At 46.5% G+C, this 22611-nt stretch carries 19 protein-coding genes; 11 read left to right on the top strand and 8 right to left on the bottom strand.

Going from position 1 to position 22611, the window contains the following annotated elements:
* Positions 1-103 precede the first annotated feature (103 nt).
* Positions 104-1501, bottom strand: coding sequence for a protein translocase subunit SecD (gene secD, locus QUA33_RS15390; protein ID WP_333149314.1), 1398 nt, complete (start codon positions 1499-1501; stop codon positions 104-106).
* 175 nt (positions 1502-1676) lie between these two features.
* Positions 1677-2660, bottom strand: a complete 984-nt coding sequence (locus QUA33_RS15385) for an alpha-ketoacid dehydrogenase subunit beta (RefSeq protein ID WP_333149313.1) — start codon at positions 2658-2660, stop codon at positions 1677-1679.
* Positions 2661-2854: 194 nt separating this feature from the next.
* Here QUA33_RS15385 and QUA33_RS15380 point away from each other — a divergent pair, with 194 nt between their 5' ends.
* Positions 2855-3418 (top strand): Uma2 family endonuclease, encoded by a 564-nt coding sequence (locus QUA33_RS15380; protein WP_333149312.1) that lies wholly within the window; start codon positions 2855-2857, stop codon positions 3416-3418.
* Positions 3419-3653: 235 nt separating this feature from the next.
* Here QUA33_RS15380 and QUA33_RS15375 read toward each other — a convergent pair whose 3' ends face one another.
* Positions 3654-4007 carry a hypothetical protein gene (locus QUA33_RS15375; protein ID WP_333149311.1) on the bottom strand — a complete coding sequence of 118 codons (354 nt, stop codon included), beginning with the start codon at positions 4005-4007 and terminating at the stop codon, positions 3654-3656.
* Positions 4008-5375 (bottom strand): NACHT domain-containing protein, encoded by a 1368-nt coding sequence (locus QUA33_RS15370; protein ID WP_333149310.1) that lies wholly within the window; start codon positions 5373-5375, stop codon positions 4008-4010.
* 245 nt (positions 5376-5620) lie between these two features.
* Here QUA33_RS15370 and QUA33_RS15365 point away from each other — a divergent pair, with 245 nt between their 5' ends.
* On the top strand, positions 5621-6364 hold the full coding sequence (locus tag QUA33_RS15365; RefSeq protein WP_333149309.1) for an SH3 domain-containing protein: 744 nt from the start codon (positions 5621-5623) through the stop codon (positions 6362-6364).
* Positions 6365-6437: 73 nt separating this feature from the next.
* Here the strand turns inward: QUA33_RS15365 and QUA33_RS15360 are convergent, their stop codons facing one another.
* On the bottom strand, positions 6438-7163 hold the full coding sequence (locus tag QUA33_RS15360; protein WP_333149308.1) for a M15 family metallopeptidase: 726 nt from the start codon (positions 7161-7163) through the stop codon (positions 6438-6440).
* Positions 7164-7257: 94 nt separating this feature from the next.
* Between QUA33_RS15360 and QUA33_RS15355 the strand changes: the two genes are divergently transcribed.
* Positions 7258-7494 (top strand): hypothetical protein, encoded by a 237-nt coding sequence (locus QUA33_RS15355; protein ID WP_333149307.1) that lies wholly within the window; start codon positions 7258-7260, stop codon positions 7492-7494.
* A complete protein-coding gene (locus QUA33_RS15350; RefSeq protein WP_333149306.1) occupies positions 7494-7832 on the top strand; it encodes a type II toxin-antitoxin system PemK/MazF family toxin in 339 nt (112 codons plus the stop codon). Before QUA33_RS15355 ends, QUA33_RS15350 begins: the two co-directional genes overlap by 1 nt.
* A gap of 19 nt (positions 7833-7851) precedes the next feature.
* On the opposite strand, the gene purB is transcribed toward QUA33_RS15350, so the two are convergent.
* The gene (gene purB / locus QUA33_RS15345; RefSeq protein WP_333149305.1) at positions 7852-9147 is read right to left on the bottom strand and encodes an adenylosuccinate lyase; all 1296 of its coding nucleotides are present in this window, start codon (positions 9145-9147) and stop codon (positions 7852-7854) included.
* 148 nt (positions 9148-9295) lie between these two features.
* Between purB and QUA33_RS15340 the strand changes: the two genes are divergently transcribed.
* Both QUA33_RS15340 and QUA33_RS15335 read left to right on the top strand, forming a co-directional pair.
* The gene (locus QUA33_RS15340) at positions 9296-9544 is read left to right on the top strand and encodes a helix-turn-helix domain-containing protein (RefSeq protein ID WP_190740357.1); all 249 of its coding nucleotides are present in this window, start codon (positions 9296-9298) and stop codon (positions 9542-9544) included.
* On the top strand, positions 9541-10272 hold the full coding sequence (locus tag QUA33_RS15335) for a restriction endonuclease (protein ID WP_333149304.1): 732 nt from the start codon (positions 9541-9543) through the stop codon (positions 10270-10272). Before QUA33_RS15340 ends, QUA33_RS15335 begins: the two co-directional genes overlap by 4 nt.
* Here the strand turns inward: QUA33_RS15335 and QUA33_RS15330 are convergent.
* Entirely contained in the window at positions 10235-11428 is a 1194-nt protein-coding gene (locus tag QUA33_RS15330) for a DNA cytosine methyltransferase (protein ID WP_333149303.1), read from the bottom strand. The two genes, QUA33_RS15335 and QUA33_RS15330, sit on opposite strands and share 38 nt — an antisense overlap.
* A gap of 383 nt (positions 11429-11811) precedes the next feature.
* Between QUA33_RS15330 and QUA33_RS15325 the strand changes: the two genes are divergently transcribed.
* From QUA33_RS15325 to QUA33_RS15310, 4 genes are all read left to right on the top strand, one after another.
* A complete protein-coding gene (locus QUA33_RS15325) occupies positions 11812-12867 on the top strand; it encodes an alpha/beta fold hydrolase (RefSeq protein WP_333149302.1) in 1056 nt (351 codons plus the stop codon).
* 672 nt (positions 12868-13539) lie between these two features.
* Positions 13540-15138 carry a metallophosphoesterase gene (locus QUA33_RS15320; protein ID WP_333149301.1) on the top strand — a complete coding sequence of 533 codons (1599 nt, stop codon included), beginning with the start codon at positions 13540-13542 and terminating at the stop codon, positions 15136-15138.
* 142 nt (positions 15139-15280) lie between these two features.
* Positions 15281-16009 (top strand): DUF3891 family protein, encoded by a 729-nt coding sequence (locus tag QUA33_RS15315; RefSeq protein WP_333094287.1) that lies wholly within the window; start codon positions 15281-15283, stop codon positions 16007-16009.
* 258 nt (positions 16010-16267) lie between these two features.
* Positions 16268-17236, top strand: coding sequence for a YegS/Rv2252/BmrU family lipid kinase (locus QUA33_RS15310; RefSeq protein ID WP_333149300.1), 969 nt, complete (start codon positions 16268-16270; stop codon positions 17234-17236).
* A 52-nt stretch (positions 17237-17288) separates the two neighbouring features.
* Here the strand turns inward: QUA33_RS15310 and QUA33_RS15305 are convergent, their stop codons facing one another.
* The gene (locus tag QUA33_RS15305) at positions 17289-17645 is read right to left on the bottom strand and encodes a hypothetical protein (protein WP_333149299.1); all 357 of its coding nucleotides are present in this window, start codon (positions 17643-17645) and stop codon (positions 17289-17291) included.
* Positions 17646-18100: 455 nt separating this feature from the next.
* Here QUA33_RS15305 and QUA33_RS15300 point away from each other — a divergent pair, with 455 nt between their 5' ends.
* Complete coding sequence (locus tag QUA33_RS15300; protein ID WP_333149298.1) at positions 18101-22594, top strand: WD40 domain-containing protein; 4494 nt, start codon at positions 18101-18103, stop codon at positions 22592-22594.
* Positions 22595-22611: the final 17 nt, after the last annotated feature.

Genomic DNA, 22611 nt, shown 5'->3' with positions numbered 1-22611 from the left:
ACTGATTGTGTAAGGGATAGAAGGAAAAAGGAAGAAGTCACTCGTTATTGGTTATTGGTTATTAGCTAATGTAGGGTGCGCTGGGCGCACCTTACCTAATTAGTTAACTATTAGCAGTTTTCGACAAACCGGGACAGAACCACTGAGGTTTCCGCAATGCTGGAAAGCTCAATACTACGAACAGCAGAGTGCGGCTGCAAGTGAGCGCAGTAAACATACTCACTCCCACCCCCAATGCCAGAGTTACAGCAAACCCTTTAACTAAACCAGCACCCAACCAGAACAAAGCAGCACAAGCAATAACTGTTGTGACGTTTCCGTCTAAAATGCTGGAAAAAGCGCGATAAAAACCAGATTCTACCGATCGATAAAGCGTTTTTCCCGCGCGCAACTCTTCCCGCGTGCGCTCAAAAATCAGCACGTTAGCATCCACGGCCATCCCGATGCTGAGCACAAAACCCGCAATTCCCGGCAGCGTTAATGTCACTCCCAAAAGCACGAAAGCTGCCCAAGTTAACAGAGCATAAATTAACAGCGCAATATTGGCAATTACGCCGGGGAGTCGATAGTAGGCAACCATGAAAATCAAGACTAAAACTAAGCCGCCGATACCTGCGTTTATACTGCTTTGAATGCTGTCTTTACCCAAGCTGGCGCCGACAGTGCGGTTTTCTACAATTTCGACCGGCACGGGCAAAGCGCCGCCCCGCAATTGCACTGCTAAATCGTTGGCTTCTTGCGTTGTAAAGTTGCCTTGAATTACGGCACTCCCACCAGTAATTCCTGTTTGGGCAAATTCAACGCCGACGACTGGAGAACTGATCATTCTTTCGTCTAGGAAAATACCGATACTGCGTCCGGTGCCGGCTAAATTTTTAGTGAGTTGGGCAAAGAGTTCGCCTCCTTTGGTATCGAAAACAAGAGCAACGTTCCAGTTGTTCCCAGAAGCCAAGGGTTGAGGTTGAGCGTCTTTGAGGTTTTCGCCGCCGAGGCCGCTGCTTTTGAAGAGTTTGGCGATCGCCTCATTGCTTCTTTTCAAAGCAGCCTGATTTTCTTTAATTGCTGCCTCATTCGGGCTAGTTTTCAATTCTGCTTGTTTGACCAGCAATTCCTGCTGCAACTGCCTTTCAATGCCTAATTGTGCTTCTGTTCCGGGCAGTTGTTCCAGAAATTCTAGCTTGGCGGTGCCGCCCAAAACTCGTTCTGCTTGCTGCGGGTCATTTACTCCTGGCAACTGCACGAGAATTTGGTCTTCTCCTACTGTTTGGACTAATGCTTCGGAAACACCCAAACCGTTGACGCGGTTTTCGACAATCCGCCGCACTGCTTCTAACATTCCCTGGTCAATTTTGGGAATTGTGGGGGTAGTTTTTACTTGAATTGTGAGTTGCGACCCTCCTTGCAAGTCTAATCCCAGCCGCGTCGGAATTGTTACTATTACAGTAATGGCGGCGATGATTAGAACAAAAATTAGGGCTAATAGGGAACGTTGTTTTTGCATATTTAATTATTGGTTATTGGTTATTGGTTATTGGTTATTGGTTATTGGTTATTGGTTATTGGTTATTGGTTATTGGTTATTGGTTCGTCCCGAGTTTTTTTCGGTTTTCAAATAACAAATAACAAATAACAAATAACAAATAACCAACAACAAATTACAAATTACCAATAACTATTTATACTCGCAAAGCTACCATTTTTTGGACTGCCTCGACAATTTGCGTGGGCTGGACAATGGTCAGTCTTTCCAAATTCCCATTGTAAGGTGTGGGAATATCTTGTGAAGACAGGCGCAAAACTGGTGCGTCGAGTTCGTCAAAAAATCGATCGCTAATCGAAGCAATTAGTTCGGCACCGATGCCTCCTGTTTTCATACACTCCTCTACAATAATTACTTTGTGAGTTTTGCGAATGGATGCGCCAATTGTCTCCATGTCCAGGGGTTTGAGAGAAATCAGGTCGATTACTTCTGGATCGTAACCTTCTTTTAGCAGGGCGGGCACGGCTTGCATGACGTGGTGTCGCATCCTGGAATATGTCACGATTGTGACATCTTTGCCCGATCGCACAATTTCTGCTTTGTCCAGCGGCACTAAATATTCTGTTTCTGGCAAATTTTCTTTGAGGTTGTAAAGAAGGACGTGCTCGAAAAACAGAACCGGGTTATCGTCGCGGATGGCTGATTTTAAGAGTCCTTTGGCGTTGTAGGGAGTCGAACAGGCGACTATTTTCAAACCCGGTACTGCTTGGAAATATGCTTCTAAGCGCTGGGAGTGTTCGGCGCCGAGTTGCCGGCCCACACCGCCGGGCCCACGAATTACCATTGGCATTTTGAAGTTGCCGCCCGATGTGTAGCGCAGCATTCCGGCATTGTTGGAAATTTGGTTGAAGGCCAGCAGCAAAAAGCCCATGTTCATGCCTTCGATGACCGGCCTCAGTCCCGTCATTGCTGCGCCTACAGCCAGGCCTGTAAAGCTATTTTCGGCGATCGGGGTGTCGAGCACTCTAAGTTCGCCGTATTTGTTGTAGAGGTCTTTGGTGACTTTGTAGGAACCGCCGTATTGGCCTACGTCTTCGCCGAGTACGAATACGGAGGAGTCGCGGGCCATTTCTTCGTCTAACGCCTCGCGGAGGGCGTTGAACAATAAGGTTTCTGCCATAGGAGGTGAAGCAATGATTGCAGGAGGGTCAGATTAGAATCTTAACCTTTTGGGGGTGTCGATCTAGGAGTCGATCGCAAATTCGGCAGTCAAAACCTGAGATTTTGCCAATCTTTATCATAACATTTGTATTATGTCAATTAATATTTAAGTTAAAATAATACTAACTTGCCTGCCCACAGCAGAGAAATATTATGCTCCAGACAAAAACTCAACTCACTTTGGAAGAGTTTCTCACTCTTCCCGAAGGAGAAGGCGATATTACCTACGAACTGATTGACGAGCAAGCAGTACCGAAGATGTCACCTAAAAAATTTCATTCTCGCCTCACCCGAAGCCTAATAAAACTCCTCGAACAGTGGGGTGAGGAACGGGGAGAAATTGGTGTAGAATGGGCGGTAAGATTAACCAGACTGGGGCGAGACTGGGTGCCAGTTCCAGACCTTTTATATGTTTCTTACGAACGCTTATCTCCCGACTGGAATCAAGATGAAGCCTGTCCTGTAGTCCCCGAATTAGTCATAGAAATTATTTCACCCGAACAAACTTTCGGTCAGTTAGCTGCTAAAGCGAGAGATTATTTAGATGCTAAGGTTTTGCGGGTTTGGGTAGTAGATAGCAAGGCGAGAAGCATTACAGTTTTTTACCCCGATGCAGCACCGCAGACTTATATGGGAGATACCCTATTAACAGATCCACTGTTTGATGGATTAGAATTTACGGCGTCACAGCTATTTCAAATGGCAAAAATACCATAAACTTTTTTGGGATGAGTATGTGTTAGTTCACAAGGTATTCCATTGTTCAAGAGTAATTTCCCTTTCTATAATCTCCTCGGCCTCTCGAATCATCATCCGTAGCTGAGGAACAGAATACTCATCATTAGAGGGAATCGTTAAGCGATACTCCTGATAAATCATAAACTGGTGCTTACTTCCAGAAAAAGGGCCAGAAAAGCCTAGCTGTTGTAATTTCTGGATGAACTCTCGACGCTTACAAGGTGTCCAACGGCTCAAGGCTAGGCTCCTGATTTAAATCAATATTGTCAATGACGGGCATTCGATGTCGCAATTTCAACCCTAGCAAAATCCAGTCTTCCAAAGTTGATCGCAACTCATTTTGACACTCTTTTAAAGTTGAACCAAAGGCGATGACTCCCTTGCAAACAGGAATTTTCCCAACAAAGCTACGATCTTCAAGTTTGTCATACATAGCCTCAGCCATTGCTTTGTCAACGTATTCGCTCAGAATGAATTTTACAGCCATTGAGTTTCCTTTTGCTTGTCGAGTATTGGAATCTCCTTCACAGTTACATCCATTATATTTGTTTTTGTCAAGCTCCGGCATTTAGATTTCAGAAAAATGTTTTTGCAATAAATTGTGAATAAATCGATAGCGCCGATCGCCAGTTTTTTGCAGCAACAAGCGATCGGTCGCAGCATCGAGAAAACGCCTGTAATCCCAAGGAATGTAGCCCTTCGACCACAGCACGAGGTGCAATATAAACCTTTCAATCCTCGGAATTCCCGGCAACAAAGCACTAATTACCGCAGCAACAGCACCCGCAATTAATCCCCAAATCGACCCGGAGACTAGGGTTGCAATTAATCCCAAAATCACCCAAATCAGCCCGCCAAGCAGCTTAACTCCAAACTGATACTTGCGCCGTTCCTCCTCTGTTTGCAGCCAGCTAGACGGTATGCGATCGAGGTAAAATTCTTGAATTCCTTGCTGTTCCATCCTTCGGGCCAACCATCCCAGCCAGTGGCGAATTTGTTCCGGCCGCAGTTCCTTACCTCTGGGATACTGCTTGACTTGCCCGGTCATTTGGTGGCGAATATAGGCAGTTAACAGATATTTGCGCTGTTCTTCTGCGGAAGTTATGCGCTTCCAAGCTTCAATTAAAATATCATCGTAAGCCAGAGCCATCATGCTTAGAAGCAAGGGAGCTTTTGCTATTTTCAACAACTCCGGCTCGCGCTCAATGCTGTACCAAAGTTCGCGGCTTCTGGCTTCTAGCAGATAATTTTGAATTTTAGTTTCTGTTAAAGGTTTCAATAAAACCGCTGCTTGCAGGCGAAATCTAGTATCGCAGTTTTTGTAAGCTTCAAAACTGCTGCAAGCTACTAAATGTTTGGGTTTGAATTGGCTTTCAACAAACTGATTGATTGCTTGAATGCAGATATTTTGGCGGTGGGTTTCTACTTCGTCCAAGCCGTCAAGGAGAGGCAGCAATTTTTGTTCGGCAAGCCATTTTTTGCCGACAGCAGGAGAGATGCTGTATTTGAACTGAAGTTGAGCAATTAACCAATCGGCGATCGCCCCGGATTCTGCTTTCCACGATCCGAGTTCAAACAGCACTGGTACTGGCAAACTAGCATCTTTTTGGGCGCGGGAAACTAACACGCGAGCTAATTCTAGCAGCGTCGTAGTTTTGCCTGCACCCGTGGCTCCCAAAATTACCAATTTGCCACCGCTGCGATCGAACACTTTTGCAATGCTGGCTTTGGGAGGAAGCCGAAAACTCGGACGGTTGCCCGCTTTCACTTCCACATCCCAACAGCGGTTAACACCAACAGGCGACGAGTCTTGGCTGAGGTTAGCCAGCACAGCAGCGTGCAAAGACTGCGATCGTCCTGCTTGGACTTCCTGCTTCACCTCCTCCAATAATCGATCGCGAGGCGGTTGTAATCTCAGAGGAATCAATTTTGACATTTTATGTACCTCGCGCTGAACGCTTACTTTCGCAAATTTGCGCGCAAATAACCCAGAGCAAGATTACCATCAGTATAGGCGTCCAGTATATATTGACTCAAATTATTGCGACAATTATGGATCTGAAATTTTATCTAAAAATCCTGACCCTGTGGCCCGCACTAGATATTTCCACTATAAATTAACTGGCGATCGCCTCAACTCCCAAACAAAAATTATTAGTATAGATACAGAGAGGGTTTTTTATGTCATTTACGAAGCGTCAAATCATCACAGTAAGCTTAGCAGGAGTGGCAACAGCGGTGGGAGTAGCTGTTGCAACTATACAGTCTGGTGCGATGAAACAATCCCATGTTCCCCTTGCAGAATCACCCGCATCCACCAGAAACCAGATTGCAGGCCCGACGAACAACCCTGAATCTCGGCCAGGAGTCCCTCCACGAAAAGTTGAGCCAGTAGTTGTCACACCGCCAAATTCGGGTTGCAAAATCAGCCAAGCTGTAGTCAGCGATCCGAATCCACCGCTAAATGTGCGATCGATCCCGCAAGTAAGGGGCAGCAACATAGTAGGACAACTTAAAAATAATACCTTTGTTTCAGTCGCCGAAGAACAAAACGGTTGGCTGCGAATTACCGATCCGCCCGGTTGGATTGCCAAAAACCGCACCGAAAGCAGTTGTTCTAACGTCACCCAGCAGATTAATTTTCGGCCGGGAGGAGATGAGGCAATTGTTAAAGGTCGAATTATCGGCGGCGGCAGCCACTCTTACCGGATTCGAGCCCGAAAAGGTCAAACAATGACTGTTAAGAATCGGAAAGATGTTTTTCCCCAAATTATAACTCCTCGTGGCAAACTTTTAGCCGGAGATCCTTATCAAGGCAATGAAACAGAGTGGAGTGGAAAAGTGCCCGTAACAGGCAATTACACATTACAATTAGACTCTAATTTCCGGGGATACGAATACGAATTTTCGGTTAAATTGCGATAATTTTCCTGACATCTGTGGGATACAGCAGTGCCGTTTCCCTACCCGGATTTGCGACTTTTAATCAATAGTATAATTAAGGAATCGTTCCAAGCGATATGTCAAGAATCGCAAATTTCTGCCAATCTTCAGAATCAAAGTGCCACCATTCGGTTGTGATACCGATAAATCCGTGTTTTTTCATCGCATCCTTAAGCACTTGACGATTTTTCCGAGATTCGGCGCTGCCGCCTTGATAATCTCCGTGAGCTTTTTCGGTAAAATCATCGTAAGGTGTAGGCATTTCTAATTCTTTGCCAGTGCGATCGACTAAAGTCAAATCTATAGCAGCACCGCGATTGTGCCGCGAACCCCTAGCAGGATTAGCAACATAGCGCGGATCTGGCCAAGCTTGCCACATTTGCTTAGTCACAGAGAAAGGCCTGTAGCAATCGTAAACTTTCAAACCCAATCCGATTTTTTCCAAATCAGTTTGAACTAGCCCTAACTTTTGAGCAACAGAACTTCTCAAAGCGCATTTCGATATAGGATAAAGTTTTCGTTTCAAGAAATTGTTAGTAGTGGCGTATCGGATATCGAGGCGAATGTTTGGATTTACGGTGCGGATGTCAACCAGTCGCGCCCCACTGGGAAGTTGACTCATGAAAATACTTTCAGGTACTACGGGGTTTGGTTCTGGTTGGGTAATTTGCACTTGTGGCGGCTCCTGGGCGCGGACAAATGTTCTATGGTGCAGACCGATCGCACACAGCAACACTAGCATAAATGCGATTAAGTATTTTCCAAAACGATTAAATTTCATAGCTGTTGGGATTGTGAGTGTTAAAAAGTAGATTGAGGTCGTTGTTCTATGCTATAACCAATATTATGATGTCACCGTGACAGCAAGGGGAGCTATGAAAACTGCAATTTCACTTCCAGATTTAGTTTTTGAAGAAGCCGAGGCTTTGGCTAGTCAGTTAGGGTTATCACGCAGTGAGCTTTATACAAAAGCATTGCAGGCGTATCTGCGGCGACACAACCGCGATCGAATTTTGAGCAAATTAAATCAAGTCTATTCTGAAGAGTCTTCTGAACTAGATCCAGTCTTGGCAAAGATGCAATTTATGTCCTTACCCCATGAGGATTGGTAATGTATCGCGGAGAAATTTGGTGGGCCAACTTACCCTCTCCAGTTGCTTCAGAACCTGGATATCGTCGTCCCGTCTTAATTGTTCAGGATGATACTTTTACTCAAAGTCGGATTAGCACTGTAATCGTCGTCATCATTACTTCTAATCTGCGGTTAGCGGAAGCACCAGGTAATGTCTCGTTACCGAGTAAAGCCACAGGTTTACCCAAGGATTCTGTGGCTAATATTTCTCAGCTTTTTACTGTGGACAAAACGTTTTTAATTGAGTGCATTGGCACAATACCACAGGATTTACAGGAAGAAATAGATGAAGGATTACGATCGATCTTGTATCTTTAGTAGGAAATTCAAAAGATTTTTAAATTCCCAAGCGCTGATACACTACATCTAAGTGCCTCAATTGATACTGCGGATCGAAACAATCATCAATTTCTTTGGTCGTCATCTTAGCTGTTACCCGATCGTCCTTAGCAATTAAATTGTAGAAATTGCCGCCCGGTTTGTTCCAAGCTTCGTGAGCACAAGATTGCACAATTTTGTATGCGTCTTCGCGACTCGTGCCTTTTTCTACTAAGGCTAACATCACGCGCTGGCTGAAGATGACTCCGCCGTAAAGGTTCATGTTTCGCTTCATGTTTTCGGGATAGACTAGCAGGTGTTTTACTAAGTCTGTGGTTTCTACTAACATGAAGTGAGTGACAGTAGAACTGTCGGGCAAAATCATCCGTTCTACGGAACTGTGAGAGATGTCTCGTTCGTGCCAAAGTGCAACGTTTTCTAAGGCTGCGACGGCGTTGGCGCGGACGATTCTCGCCATCCCTGTGAGTCTTTCCGATCGAATCGGGTTGCGTTTGTGGGGCATGGCGGATGAGCCTTTTTGCCCTTTGGAAAAGAATTCTTCGACTTCGAGAACGTCGGTGCGTTGCAGGTTGCGGATTTCTACTGCAAAACGCTCGATCGATGCTGCTAAAAGTGCTAAGGTTTGGACGTATTCGGCGTGTCGATCGCGCGAAATGACTTGAGTCGATGCGGTATCGGGTTCGAGTCCGAGGTTTTGACAGGCGATCGCTTCAATTCGCGGGTCAATATTAGCATAGGTTCCGACTGCGCCGGAGATTTTGCCGACTGCTATGGACGATCGCAAATTCACCAATCGGGCGCGGTTGCGAAAGACTTCTGCCAGCCATCCTGCTAGTTTAAAGCCAAAGGTGATGGGTTCGGCGTGAATTCCGTGCGATCGGCCAACCATGACGGTATTGCGATGCTGTTGAGCCTGATAGCGAATAGCTTGACTCAATTCTTCGACACGTTCTAACAAGATATTGACGCTGGCGACTAATTGCAGCGCCAAAGCGGTATCGAGCACATCGGAACTGGTTAAGCCGAGGTGAATGTAGCGGCCGGCATCGCCTACATATTCGTTGACATTTGTCAAGAAGGCGATCATATCGTGGCGGACTTCCGCTTCTATTTCGAGGACTCGTTTCGGGTCAAAATTAGCCTTAGCTTTGATTTCTTCGACTGCGGCGGCGGGGATGTAGCCGAGTTCGGCTTGAGCTTCGCAGACAGCGATTTCTACTTGCAGCCAGGTTTTCAGTTTGGCGGTTTCAGTCCAGATGTTGCCCATTTCGGGCAAAGTGTAGCGCTCTATCACGGTGGGAGTTGGGGAATGCGATCGTCCTATTGTACCTCTGTGAGGCGTCCGTCTTCAGTCGGGATGGGGAATTTCGGGCGATCGAACTTTCCACATATGTGACACATCGTCCGTAGACCGATCGTCCGCAGAGACTGAAAATTGGCAGATGAGTCGATCGAAACAGAAGATTCTGCGTGCTTTAGGTCATCTCGTAAAGCAACGCAGGACAGCGTTGGGAATTTCGCAAGAGGAGCTTGGAATGCGGGCTAATTTAGACCGCACCTATATATCTGGAGTCGAACGCGGAGTCAGAAATCCGTCCATCACTGCAATTGCAAGTCTAGCTACCGGCTTGGGCACAACTGTTTCCAATCTTCTCGAAAATCTAGAAATAGAAGCGGAAAACGTAGAGTGAACAATCAAGATTTAGCAAGCACAATTAAAGCTCAATTAAAACAAGACTCAACTCAATTCAAAGTCTTTAATCTCCTATCAGACCAAAAATGGCACTGTCGGGAGTGCGAAGGCAAACAGATAGCATCAGCTCAATATGCTGGCGGTGGCGGAATTCAGGGATTGCAGCGCGGAACAAGGAAGCGCCCCGGTCTGGTTATTGTAACAGAAAAGAGATACTGTCAAACTTGTCAGGCAACACGTTTGGGCGATTTGTGGACAGGAGAAATTAAATCAGCAAATTCTGCTGCTAACATACCCGCTTCTCTGGTAATAAGAATTCTCGAAGTTTACTTTTATACGGATGTAATCGAACAGAGAAAACGAGCAGCTCATGAGTTAGTAATTGACCATAGATTCCCAATGGAGCGTTGGGGAGATAATGAGCCACCACACCTGGCATCTATGAGCGAATCTGAAATCAAGGCAAAGTTTCAGTTGCTCAAAAAAGATGCTTCAGGGAATCACAATCTTCTAAAATCTCGAAGTTGCGAACGCTGCATCAAAACAGGGAAAAGAGGCACACCTTTCGGAATCAAGTTTTGGTATGAAAGAGGCGAAGACTGGCCTTCCATACATCAGCGCGGCGCTGAAGCTGAGGAAGGCTGCACAGGATGCGGTTGGTATGATTTTGAAACTTGGCGAAATGCTCTCAATCAAAAACTAGCTGAATCTGTTCGGGATGTTTAACAGTAACTAAGCTAGGTTTGTTAAGCGCAATATCAGTCAAATATGGAATAAGTGCAAAACCGATACACTCTGCTAAACGAGGCGGCACAGCATTTCCAATTTGCCACATTGCCTTTTTCATCGAACCTTCAAAAATAAATGAATCCGGGAAAGTTTGCAATCTAGCCATTTCGCGAGCTGAAATCACGCGATTGAGATAAGGATGAATATGAGTACCGCCGTGATTTTCTTTAACAGTCATACTCGGTTTTCCCGGATACTGTCGCTTGAAAGCATCGGCGTAGCTTTCGTACAAAGAACCGCCTGGTGGTACTTGAGCAAGTCTTTCCATGTACTGAACGGAATGACGAGTCCATTCGTGGTTAATTTCGGGGATGGGAGTATACTCTGGTAAATCATCAATTGCTGACTCAATCGCTTTGTATTGTTCGGGCAACAATTGCGGCTTCGGATAGGGATTTTGCATCCCAAATCTATTGGCAATAAAAATGGCTCGCGGCCGGATTTGCGGGACTCCATAGGTTGCGGATTCCAGAACAGCAACGGACATATGGGGATAGCCAATTTCCTGAAAAGCCTCGCAAATGGCTTGCTTAACAGCTCCTTTTTGTATAGTCAATATTCCGGGTACGTTTTCCATGACAACATACCAAGGACGTATTTCAGAGACAACGCGGACAAACTCTCTAAAGAGGCGATTTCGAGGGTCGTTGGGGTCGCGTTTTCCTGCAACAGAGAAGCCTTGACACGGCGGCCCGCCTACCACAACATGAACTGGTGGCGAACCAATTTCAGCGAGCAACTTTTGGGGATTTAAGTTTTTTATATCGTCGCACAAGTGATGGCAATCGGGAAAGTTTTTTGTATGAGTTGCCGAGGCGATGGGATTAATTTCAACGCTTGCTACTGGTCGAAAACCTGCTTGCAATAAACCTTGGGTCATGCCGCCCGCACCGCAAAAAAGATCGACAAATGTATAGTCTGATTTTGGCAGTGACTGAGATTCAATATCAATGAATATCTTGTACGGATCGCAGTCATTTGCTTCTAGTTCGCGTTGGATACGTTCGTAGCGCCCTAATTTTGCTTTCTTCTGCTTTTTGGCAGAAATTGGTTCTGACTCATTTGAGAATAAAGACAGTTGTATTGCTTCCATTTTATATTTGTTTACTGCGTTCTATCTGATGTTGCCCACTTCGGGCAGGGTGTAGAGATCGATCGCACTTAGAGTCGGAGAGTGCGATCGTCCTATTGTACATCTGCGCGGGGATGCAAGACTCAGAAACCCTGTTTATCAAAGCAACCAGGTTTTTGTAGTTTGGGCGCTCCGCTACAATATGCTAAACCTCGTTAGCTGGCATTCTTCTCTATTCGCCAATAAATGGTTCCAAATGAATAGCCATTAATATTTTGGATTGACTTCGCCCTTGAGTGCATTTACTCAAAAAATATTGCGGTTTTCAGGGTTATTCGCTAGAATAGCCAACCTGTCAAGTAAAAAAATCCCACCAACAAGACAGACATTTCCCACATCCGCTTATGACCATTGCCTATACTCCACCTTGGCTGCTGAACAACGGCCTATTAATGACGTTGTACACCGCATTAAGGGCTAGTCGCCGCTGGGAAAAGACGATCGCTGACCCAGAGCCCCCTTACCGAGAACACATCTTTACTGGTGCCTGTGGAGTCCCGATTTTCGGCTGGGTTGCCATCCCCGAAAATCCCCGATATACCATTGTCGGCACTTACGGCATTACTGGCGATCTGGATAATCAATGGTATCTGAAGCTACTAGGCCGTAAAGCCTATGCCCAAGGCTGTGCAGTGGTATTATTTGACTGGCGAGCTCACGGCAAAACTGCCCAACTCTCTCCCACCCTGACTTCTGATGGCTTATACGAAGGCGAAGATTTCGTTCGGATTGCTGCAGCTGCTAAAGAAATGGGATGTCCCGCCCCTTTTTGGTTCACGGGTTATTCTCTGGGCGGACAATTAGCCTTGTGGGCCGTAAAATCAGCTCAGACGATCGCCGATTGGGGGCCTGACTTAGGGCTCGAAGAGTCAGAACTAGCAGGCGCGGCGGTGATTTGCCCCAGCTTGGACTCGAACCGTTCTCTGTCTTATCTAGTTAAAGATGAGTGGGGGAAATTTTTAGAAAAAGCGATCGCGCGACAGTTAAAAAAACTAGCAAAAGACATCGCTAAAGCCCATCCGGGGGCGATCGATCCAGCCGCCATTGCACGCGCCAACAGCATTTGGGGCTTTGACCATGAACTGGTAATTGGCCCGTTAGGTTTCTCCTCTGTGGAAGAATACTATGACGCTAGCAGCGCTCTACACATTTTGCCTCACCTCAAAAAACCCACTTACATCCTTTATGCAGCCGACGATCCGATGTTTGATCCGGTGCTTGTCTCTGAGTTACAAGCCATTAGCGCGAACAATCCTGCCTTAGAATTAGTGGTGACAGCCTGCGGCGGTCATGTTGGGCATATCAGTAGTAAACGTTGTCAGCATCAATTTGGTGATAGCGATCGGTGGTGGGCATGGAATCGGATTTTACAGTGGTTCGATGCCTTGAGTGTGGATTAAGATTATCAAATAAAACCTTAACACTCCTCGGCAATAGTTGCGGGGAGGAAAGGATTAGGGGGTTTAATAGATCTAGTCCAGAACCTTAAAACTATTTCGCAAAAACACTAGACATCTGGGCACAAGCTGAATGGCTCACTGGGACACAATTGTGCATAATTTGCACAGCCAGGTGACTTAACCTCGATGTGACGACAGCATAAGGAGTAGAAGGAATTCTAGTTAAAAACTGGTGAATAAATATCGATTAATTTATTCGTTTTTTTGATAACTGTGTCAGCTATTAACTAGGTAAAACTAAAGCTCCAACTCTCAATCTAATCAAACCGCAAAGAGCGATAATTACTCTCTCGTATTTAGAGTTCGCTGTAGTTGGCTAGCATTGTTAGTGTTATCTTCCCCCGTCCTTGATTGATGCCCTCGTCCTCGGCAACAACAAACAGCACCGCCTCGTACAAAATCTTATTTTAGTTGAGAGACGGGGCGATCGCATCAAAACCAAAGAAACCGGGTTTTTGGCCGCTGCTGTCGGTTTTAACGCCGTATTCTCGTAAAAAACCCGGTTTCTGAGTACCCGCACCTCGATTTTCAGCTTTTAGAGAGATGTAAAAACTCGCCCGATCGCTACACTATGATTAACTAGGAACTCAGCAATTTTGGAGAAGAGGTGAATTGAAATTCGTTTCCGACCCGCAAATAAAAGTTAAAATCCGCAAAATGAACGAGCGGGTGCGGTGGCAAGAAAAATCGATCGTCGATCGGGGAATCGACCAAACTCGGATGGTTTTGGAATCTCCAACCACCGACTCTCCAGAGTTTTCGTTTTTAGTCGTAGGCGACAGCGGCACGGGCAATCACCGCGGCTACAATCCCCAGCGGCAGATTGCCGAACAGATGGTCTCCGAGCGCGAAACTTGCCGTTTCGTCCTCCACACGGGCGATGTAGTTTATCTCGTCGGTTCCAGCGAATATTACTTGCAAAACTTTATTCGCCCCTACCGAGAATTTATAGTCGGCGGCGAGCATCCCTCTCGCATTGCCTACGATCGCATGGTGTTTAACTTTCCCTTTTTGCCCGTACCGGGAAACCACGACTATTACGACTTGCCGATAGTCTACGGCATTCTGTCGGCGACAGCTTTGCCGCTGCGCCGGCTGTTGGGTTCCAAGTTGGATCTCGATGTCGGCTGGCACGGTTCCGATCGCGGAAATACCTACGCCAAAGCGTTTCTCGACTACCTGCAAGCTCACAAAATGCCGGGAGAGATCGATCGCCACCTAGACGCCCACTACACCGCCAGCACCAGCACAGGCCGCTGCCTCCGCTACCAACCCGGACGCTTTACCCGCTTACCCAACCGCTACTACACCTTCCGCAGCGGCGGCATCGACTTCTTCGCCCTCGACTCCAACACCTTCAACGAACCGTTACCGATCCCGAAAACCAAACAGGGCGACATTCGCCGCCAGAATTTGGAACTCGATCGCCAGAAATTGGAACAAGAAAAATTGGTAATGCTCGAAATGTGTGATCGGCTCAATCCCCAAATTCCCGAGGAAGCCGAACAGCTAGACGACTTAGCCGCCAAGTTAGAGCAAGTTGACGAAATCCTGATGGATATTGACAAACAACTGTCTCCCGAAAAAACAGCTACAGACTTTGAACAGCTCGAATGGCTGAAAAAAAGGCTGATTGCGTCTTGGGCTGATTCCGAGGTGCGGGGGCGGGTAATTTACCTGCACCATCCCCCCTACGTGACCGAGGCGACAAAGTGGAATCAAGCTCAAACTTTGGCGGTTCGGTGGCGATTGCGCGAGGTGCTCGACGGGGTGGCAGATGCAGTTGGGGAGGTGGCGCGGGGGCGTCCGCTAGTAGATTTGGTGCTGACTGGCCACGCTCACTGTTTGGAATACCTGCGGACTGGGGATACTGGACACGGCGACTCTGGGATTAATTGGATTGTCTGCGGGGGAAGCGGCCACAGTCTCCGCCGCCAGCGCCCGGAAGGGCCGATCTTGCAGGAAGCATTGAGTCCTGAAGCTTATCGGTTGGCGCGGCAGTCTGGTTCCGAAACAGCCAGCCGGCGGGTAGCGGAATCTTTGCTATTTGTCGGCCGCAGCGGTCAAGGTTCCCACAAACGCCGTCCTTATTCGTGTCTGCGGATTGATGTTCTCGATGGGTGTCCCCCGAAGTTCCGCATCCGACCTTTGGTTGTCGAACGATTTGAGGGGAAATGGCAGGATATCTCGATCGAACCTTTTGTGATTTAACTTTCGTTTTTGTCCAAGTCTCGATCGCCCTTAAAAAGGTGGACTTTAACCGATTGTTCCCCCCTTTTTAAGGTTAGGGGGGATCGAGAGCCGAATGCTGGCACAAAATACTCGTATTAACTTAATTGAGGAGAAAAATTCAATGATTGCTAACTTAACCGCAACGGGCTGGGAAATAATTTACCACCGGGCCCACGCTTTGCTCGCGGCGCAACTTGGCGGACAGTGGAAGCGCTCGAAATCTCCGGTTCGCCTCTACGAAACCATAGCTGCTATTTCGCATCACGATGATTTGGAGAAAGAATGGGAAGAAAATATTTTGACTGAAGCGGGCGCGCCCTTTGATTTTACCTTGCAGACTGAAACTTCTCTGCCGAAAATTAAAGCCATGACGGAGAATTCCCTATATCGCGGTAGGTGGGTAGCAATGCTGATTTCTATGCACATGAGCTATCTCAATGAAGGAAAGCGGGGAGAGTCGAAGGAACTAGACGAGTTTTTGGACGAACAACTGGAAAATCAAAAAAAATGGCAAAAAGAGTTGAATATTTCTCAGGAAGATGCTAAGGCAGCTTATGCTTTTTTCCAGTGGTGCGATCGGCTATCATTAATTCTTTGCAGCCGCGAGTTACCCGCCGGAGAACGAGCTTTAGAAATTAGTGTCGGCCCGGACGGCAAGCGCTACGATATTGTACAGCACAGCAACGAACTCGTGACTGTAACTCCTTGGCCTTTTGAAGAAGATAAATTTACTGTTAACGTCGAAGCGTGCCTTTTGGATAAAGTCAAGTTCGACAGCAACAAGGAAATCAAGGAAGCGTTGCACAAAGCTCGGCGCGAAGTCTTAGAGTGGACTTTTGTCAAGTCTTAATTAAACCTTTGAAAAATAGGTGAAGGTTGTTGTCGGAGTTTAGCGGGCATGGCATTTGTGTTAACTTAATGTTAAAACCATGTCTAAATTAGGGTTATAGTTGAGTCTTGCTCCCCCTTAACTCCCCTTAATAACGGGGGGATAAGAACAGTCAAAATGGGTTTTATTGAGGGGGATGCGATGGCGCTCGAAACTTGGATACAAACCAAAACAATCTAGGATTTCCGTTCAGCCATTACCCATTACCTATTACCAACTATGAAACGTTCAGCTTGCCTAATTTTCAATCCCGCCGCCGGCAACAGCGATCCCGACCAAGACTTAGCTAGAATTAAGGAACTTTTAGAGCCTTTGATTGACTTAGACATTCGGCTGACCACCCGCGAATTAGACGCCGATCAAATCGCCCGCGAAGCAGTTGCCAGGGGGGTTGAGGCAATTATTGCTTCCGGGGGCGACGGCACCTTGTCCGCAGTTGCTGGGGCGATTGTCGGCACAAATATTCCTTTAGGAATTATTTCGCGGGGAACTGCTAATGCTTTTGCTAATGCTTTAGACATTCCAAATACAATTGAAACCGCCTGCGCCACTATTTTGGGAGGGTTGACGCGGGTGGTGGATGCGGCGATTTGCAACGGTGAAATGCCGATGGTTTTGTTAGCTGGAGTGGGCTTTGAGGCGGAAACCGTCGAACTTGCCGATCGCGAAATGAAGAATCGCTGGGGAATGCTGGCTTACATTTTGTCAGGAATTAAACAGTTAAACAATTTAGAAAGATTTGAAGCGGAAATCGAAACCGAAGATAGAATTATCAGCCTTACTGCTGTGGCCGTCACCGTGGCAAATGCAGCGCCGCCTACTTCCATTTTAGCTCAAGGCCCGGCGGGGATTATTTTTGATGACGGCTTGCTGGACATAACGCTGGTGGCGCCTCAGAATAAAGCTGGGGCGATCGCAGCTTCATATCATCTATTGCAAACAGCTTTGAGCGGCAATGCTACGGATCGCGACGACATCGGTTATTTGCGGGCAAAAAAAGTAACAATTAGTGCCGATCCTGCTCAAAAAGTGGTTGTAGACGGGGAAATCATCGGCATGACTCCGGTTTCTATTGAGTGCGTTCCGGGAGGTTTAACTATTTTTGTACCGCGAGTTGAAGAAGAGCAAGTGGTGGAAAAACTCACCGGTTTAGCGGACATCGAAATTACATTGAAACCCTTAACTTAAAAATTTTAGCGACACAAACAAAAAGAAAGACCGCCCGCGCGGTCTTTCTTTTTTAGGCGTCTAAAATTTGGCGAATGCGGCGCTCCAAACGTTCGAGATCGAGTCCGCCTTCATCGCGGCTGATGCGGCGCACCGTGAGGTTAACATTGCTCAAATCTGCCAGCAAATCTTGGAGAATTTCTTGTTGCTGCCGAGCTTGAGTTATTTCGCGCGGTTCCTGCACCAAATCGCGAACAATTGTATCTTCCGCGCGCGAAGCAACGATCGGGTCTGCTTCGCCGTCTACGTGCACAAAAGTGCGCCGACCGGGCCCGCGTTCTTCTTCAATTGGTATTACTGCTGTTACTCTATCGGAGCGTACATATTTGCCAAATCCCAGGTGGACTAAGACGGATGATTGTATTTTCATAGAGAGCAACTTTTATTGGTTCGTTATCTATATTTTAACTTTTAACAATTAGAGATGACAACTAAATTAGAGCTATCCTTACTACAATATTTGTCGGTTTTTCCTCAGTATTATAGTGGTCATATTTAGTAAAAAGTGCTAATATATGCGGTAATAGCATGATGGCTCAGAAACCGCGTTTTTTAGCGAATTTGCAGGCTGCAAGGCGTTTTTTGGTAGCAACCCGGTTTCGAGGAGTCGGAGGGCATGGGAACCCAAAAACCAGGTTTTTACGGGAGCTTCGGGCTACAGCACGTCTTTTGGTAACAACCCGGTTTTTTTGGTCGGAGTGTCTAAGTGATGGGTTAACATAAAAATAGAGCAATTTGCGATCGCCCGCAGCGCATTTCAGGGACACAGCCTACCGATTCTAGATTTGAGCATTACTTCCACGGAAAAACAGGAAAGCCTAAATCATGCTAATTAGTCTCGACTTAGTTATCAGCCTCCTGACGGCAATTCCCTTCGGCACCATCAAAGACAAGTTTCAGCGCAACGAAACAGTCATCAAATTATTAAAAAGATTTAACCTCGACCCCGATGCTCCGCCCGCAGATTTTAGCGGAGTGTATGTTTATACTTTAGTAGAATACGGCGCTGGGAAACCGAAGCAGATTTTAGAACTGTTTCGCCAAAAAGAGATTGAATCAGCATTTCGCAAAGCTTTCGAGTCCGATAGCCCAGCTATTTTAATTAAAGCAGGCGATGACTATCTGAATGAGTGTGCTTTAGGCAAAGAAATTCGAGATTTAGGTATTGACCCCAAACGGGAATTCATGGCATTTGCCGCCGTGTTTATGGAAGTAGCAAAGCGGACGCGGACGCTGGGAGATGTGATGGTGGGAAATGCGATCGCCTCTTTGCAAAAACGCCTATCTATGGTAATGGATCGCATCGATCGCCTCCCCACTATCGAAGGAATTCGCACCGAATTTGCACGACTGGAAGCTGAAGATTATCCCGCACTTCCCGCCGCAGCATCAACTAATATTCAAAAGTCTCAAGCCTTTATTTTATCGCAACAAGTTCGAGGTTGGTTTGAAACATTAAGTTATAAGTTTGAGCCATATCAAATCTCGGAAGATAACTACTTTGAATGGATTATCAATGTCCCCGTCAGACGCAATCGGTACGATCGCATTTTAGTGCGCGGAATTGCCGGAGAAGCCGGAATCAGAGACATTTCAGCCTTGCGCGAGTCGGTGAAAAAACAGCGCACCGATGAAGGCTGGTTAGTTACCGCCCGCCGCATCAGTAGCGCCGCGCGGGATGAAGTAAAAAAAGATGAAAATCGCGATCTAGCTTGCTATACTTTCGATGAATTGCTCGACCAAGATGCCGATTTTACCGCTTATCTCGATTGGCTGGAAACTGAAATCACCAGCCGGGAAATTAATACTAAATACGTGCCTCTAGCTTGTACGAAAGACGAAATCGATCCAGATACTCACCGCAAAATAGGGGTGAGTCATTATGACGGGCGAGATGGCTGGATCGAAGGTTACATCGACCTGTGGTTAGATGACCCAGTAAAAGAACATATTTCAGTTTTAGGAGAATTTGGAACCGGGAAAACTTGGTTTGCAATGCACTATGCTTGGCTGGCGCTGCAACGCTACAAAAAAGCTCAAAGACGAGGCTTGGAACGCCCGCGTTTACCGTTAGTAATTCCGCTGCGAGATTACGCTAAAGCCGTAAGTGTCGAGTCGCTATTTTCCGAGTTTTTCTTTCGGAAGCACGAGATACCTTTGGCGGGTTATTCGGCCTTTGAACAACTAAATCGGATGGGTAAGTTTCTGTTGATTTTCGATGGTTTTGATGAAATGGCCGCTAAGTGCGATCGGCAAGAAGCCATCAACAACTTTTGGGAACTAGCAAAAGCCGTGGTTCCCGGCGCAAAAGTCATCCTGACTTGCCGTACCGAACACTTTCCTGAAGGCAACGAAGGACGGGCTTTGTTCAATGCAGAACTGCAAGCATCAACAACCATTTTAACAGGCGAACTTCCCCAATTTGAAGTATTAGAATTAGAGAAATTTAACGACGAGCAAATTCGGCAAACGCTGTCATTCCAAACAGAAGCGGCTACTGTCGAAAAAGTGATGGGAAACCCGCAGTTATTGGATTTAGCGCGTCGCCCGGTGATGACAGAGTTAATTTTGGAAGCATTGCCCGATATTGAAGCTGGAAAACCAGTCGATATGTCGCGGATCTATCTGTATGCGGTGCGGCGGAAGATAGAGAGAGATATCACAGCCGAACGCACTTTTACTTCGCTAGCAGATAAGCTTTACTTTTTGTGCGAATTGTCTTGGGAAATGATGTCTACCGACCAAATGAGCCTGAATTATCGGGGTTTTCCCGATCGCATCCGAGGCCTGTTTGGTTCTGTCGTCCAAGAGGAAAAAGACTTAGACCACTGGCACTACGACATGATGGGTCAAACGATGCTGATCCGCAATGCCGATGGCGATTATACTCCAGCCCACCGTTCGCTGTTGGAGTTTTTTGTCGCATATAAATTTGCGGCGGAATTGGGAGTTTTGGCGGCAGATTTTACCGAATTAGTTGCGCCGGAACAGTCTTGTTTAGATCGCAATGCAGCCCCTCAAAAATATGCTTGGTCTAGTTATTGTCGGCTGCAAGCCCAAAAGAGAAATAACGGTGAACTTATTGCGCCTTTGCAGGGATTTGCTGCTGAAGATTTAGGGCAACTCCGTCAGAGTTTCGGACACGCGCCGCTGACAAAAGCAGTGATGGATTTGTTGTTGCCAATGGTAGGGGCGGTGTCCTCGTGCCGGCCCTGCCTCGATGTAGGGGCAGCTACGGAGGAATTATTGGAAATTGTGGAAGCAACGCGGGGAAAAACTGAAAGTGAGGTAGGTTATGTGGGAGGGAATGCAGCGACGCTGTTGGTGAAAATCGATCGCACTGCGTTAGAAACAAAAGACCTTTCTCGTGCGGTTATTTTAGGTGCTGATTTTACAAATGCGACGCTGCGTCGCGTCAACTTTGCTGAAGCTAATTTGGCTAATTCTGATTTTACTAAAATCTTCAGCAGCGTGCGATCGGTAATATTTAGCCCTGATGGCAAACTGTTAGCTACAGGTGATACTGATGGCATAGTTCGCTTGTGGGAAGCTAGCAGTTGCAGAGAAATATTGACCTGTAAAGGACATACCAACGTGGTGGAGTCAGTCGCCTTCAGTCCTGACGGTAAGATACTTGCTAGCGGGAGTTATGAAAATATAATCAAGTTATGGGATGTCAAGACTGGTGAATGTTTAAAAGTTTTGCAGGGACATACCGGATCGGTAATGTCAGTCACCTTCAATCCTGATGGAAATATACTCGCTAGCGGGAGTTTTGATGGCGCGATCAGGTTATGGGATATTCACACGGGTGAATGCTGCAAAATTTTGCAAGACCATACTAAAGTTGTATTTTCAGTGGCTTTCCATCCTGCTGGTGAGATGTTAGCCAGTGGAAGCGGCGACACAACAGTAAGGCTGTGGAATGTCGGTACTGGTGAATGCCTCAAAATTTTGTACGGTCATACTAAAAACGTGTTTTCAGTAGCTTTCCATCCTGCGGGTGAAATACTTGCTAGTGGCAGCAGCGAAAAAACAGTGAAACTGTGGGATATCAGTAGCGGTGAATGTCTCAAAACTTTGGAGGGACATGGCGATCGAGTACGGTCAATAGCCTTCAGTCCTTCGGGCGAAATACTCGCAAGTGGAAGTCACGATCGAACTGCAAAGCTGTGGGATATCCGCACTGGAGAATGCTTGAATACTTTGCAAGGACATAGCAATCAAGTAAGGTCAGTCGCCTTCAGTCCAAACGGTGAAATACTTGTTAGCGGTAGTTACGATAAAACGCTGAGGCTGTGGGATATCGACAGCGGTGAATGCTTGAATACACTGCAAGGGCATCGCAATCAAGTAATATCGATCGCCTTCAGTCCAAACGGTAAAATACTTGCTAGTGGCGATGACGAACAAACTGTCAAGCTGTGGGATGTCAGCAGCGGTGAGTGCCTCCAAATTTTGCACGGGCATCTCGATCGGGTAAACTTAGTTGCCTTCAATCCTTCGGGTCAAATACTTGCCAGCGCTAGTTATGACCAAACACTGAAACTGTGGGATATTCGCAGTGGTGAATGCCTTCATACTTTGCCAGAATTTGGCAATGAAACACGATCGATCGCCTTCAGTCCAAATGGTGAAATACTTGCGAGTGCAGGTTATGACCAAACGGTGAGGCTGTGGGATATCGGTACTGGCGAATGCCTCAAAACGTTGCACGGACATAACAATTATGTATACTCGGCTGCTTTCAGTCCTTTGGGCGAGATATTTGCCAGTGAAGGTTTTGACGGAACGGTGAGGCTGTGGGATATCCATAGTGGTGAATGCCTCCAAATATTGCAGGGGCATACGGATTGGGTACGCGCGATCGCCTTTAGCCAGAACGGTGAAATACTTGCCAGTGGAAGTATCGATCAAACAGTAAGAGTATGGGATATCAACAGCGGTGAATGCCTCAATATTTTTCACGGGCATACTGATTGGATACGTTCAGTTGCCTTTAGTTATTCAGGTGAAATAGTTGCTAGTGGAAGTGTAGATGGAACGGTAAGAATATGGGATATCCGTACAGGTGAATGTCTAAAAATTTTGCAAGATCATACCAGTAGAATTAACTCAGTTGCCTTCAGTTCAAATGAAAAAAATATTGCTGCTTGTAGTCGGGATGGCACAATTATGATTTGGGAGATTGAGACTGGTGAGTGCCTCAAAATCCTCAAAAGTGACAGACCTTATGAGGGGATGAATATCGCGGGCGTTACGGGTTTAACGGAAGTTGAAAAAGCCACTCTCAAAGCTTTAGGGGCTGTGGAAAATTGATCGTCGCAAAGGAGGAA

Origin of the sequence: Microcoleus sp. Pol14D4, assembly GCF_036701245.1 — a bacterium.
Taxonomy (GTDB): Bacteria; Cyanobacteriota; Cyanobacteriia; order Cyanobacteriales; family Microcoleaceae; genus Microcoleus.
Note: the sequence above shows the minus strand (reverse complement) of the source record. Positions and strands in the feature narration are given on the sequence as shown.

Bases quoted from the DNA above. Each gene is read 5' to 3' on its own strand.
- QUA33_RS15300 (WP_333149298.1), top strand. From the start codon at position 18,101: ATGCTAATTAGTCTCGACTTAGTTATCAGCCTCCTGACGGCAATTCCC.
- QUA33_RS15380 (WP_333149312.1), top strand. From the start codon at position 2,855: ATGCTCCAGACAAAAACTCAACTCACTTTGGAAGAGTTTCTCACTCTT.
- QUA33_RS15370 (WP_333149310.1), bottom strand. From the start codon at position 5,375: ATGTCAAAATTGATTCCTCTGAGATTACAACCGCCTCGCGATCGATTA.
- QUA33_RS15330 (WP_333149303.1), bottom strand. From the start codon at position 11,428: ATGGAAGCAATACAACTGTCTTTATTCTCAAATGAGTCAGAACCAATT.
- QUA33_RS15375 (WP_333149311.1), bottom strand. From the start codon at position 4,007: ATGCCGGAGCTTGACAAAAACAAATATAATGGATGTAACTGTGAAGGA.
- QUA33_RS15350 (WP_333149306.1), top strand. From the start codon at position 7,494: ATGTATCGCGGAGAAATTTGGTGGGCCAACTTACCCTCTCCAGTTGCT.
- QUA33_RS15325 (WP_333149302.1), top strand. From the start codon at position 11,812: ATGACCATTGCCTATACTCCACCTTGGCTGCTGAACAACGGCCTATTA.
- QUA33_RS15365 (WP_333149309.1), top strand. From the start codon at position 5,621: ATGTCATTTACGAAGCGTCAAATCATCACAGTAAGCTTAGCAGGAGTG.
- QUA33_RS15305 (WP_333149299.1), bottom strand. From the start codon at position 17,645: ATGAAAATACAATCATCCGTCTTAGTCCACCTGGGATTTGGCAAATAT.
- QUA33_RS15340 (WP_190740357.1), top strand. From the start codon at position 9,296: ATGAGTCGATCGAAACAGAAGATTCTGCGTGCTTTAGGTCATCTCGTA.
- QUA33_RS15310 (WP_333149300.1), top strand. From the start codon at position 16,268: ATGAAACGTTCAGCTTGCCTAATTTTCAATCCCGCCGCCGGCAACAGC.
- QUA33_RS15355 (WP_333149307.1), top strand. From the start codon at position 7,258: ATGAAAACTGCAATTTCACTTCCAGATTTAGTTTTTGAAGAAGCCGAG.
- QUA33_RS15360 (WP_333149308.1), bottom strand. From the start codon at position 7,163: ATGAAATTTAATCGTTTTGGAAAATACTTAATCGCATTTATGCTAGTG.
- QUA33_RS15315 (WP_333094287.1), top strand. From the start codon at position 15,281: ATGATTGCTAACTTAACCGCAACGGGCTGGGAAATAATTTACCACCGG.
- secD (WP_333149314.1), bottom strand. From the start codon at position 1,501: ATGCAAAAACAACGTTCCCTATTAGCCCTAATTTTTGTTCTAATCATC.
- QUA33_RS15385 (WP_333149313.1), bottom strand. From the start codon at position 2,660: ATGGCAGAAACCTTATTGTTCAACGCCCTCCGCGAGGCGTTAGACGAA.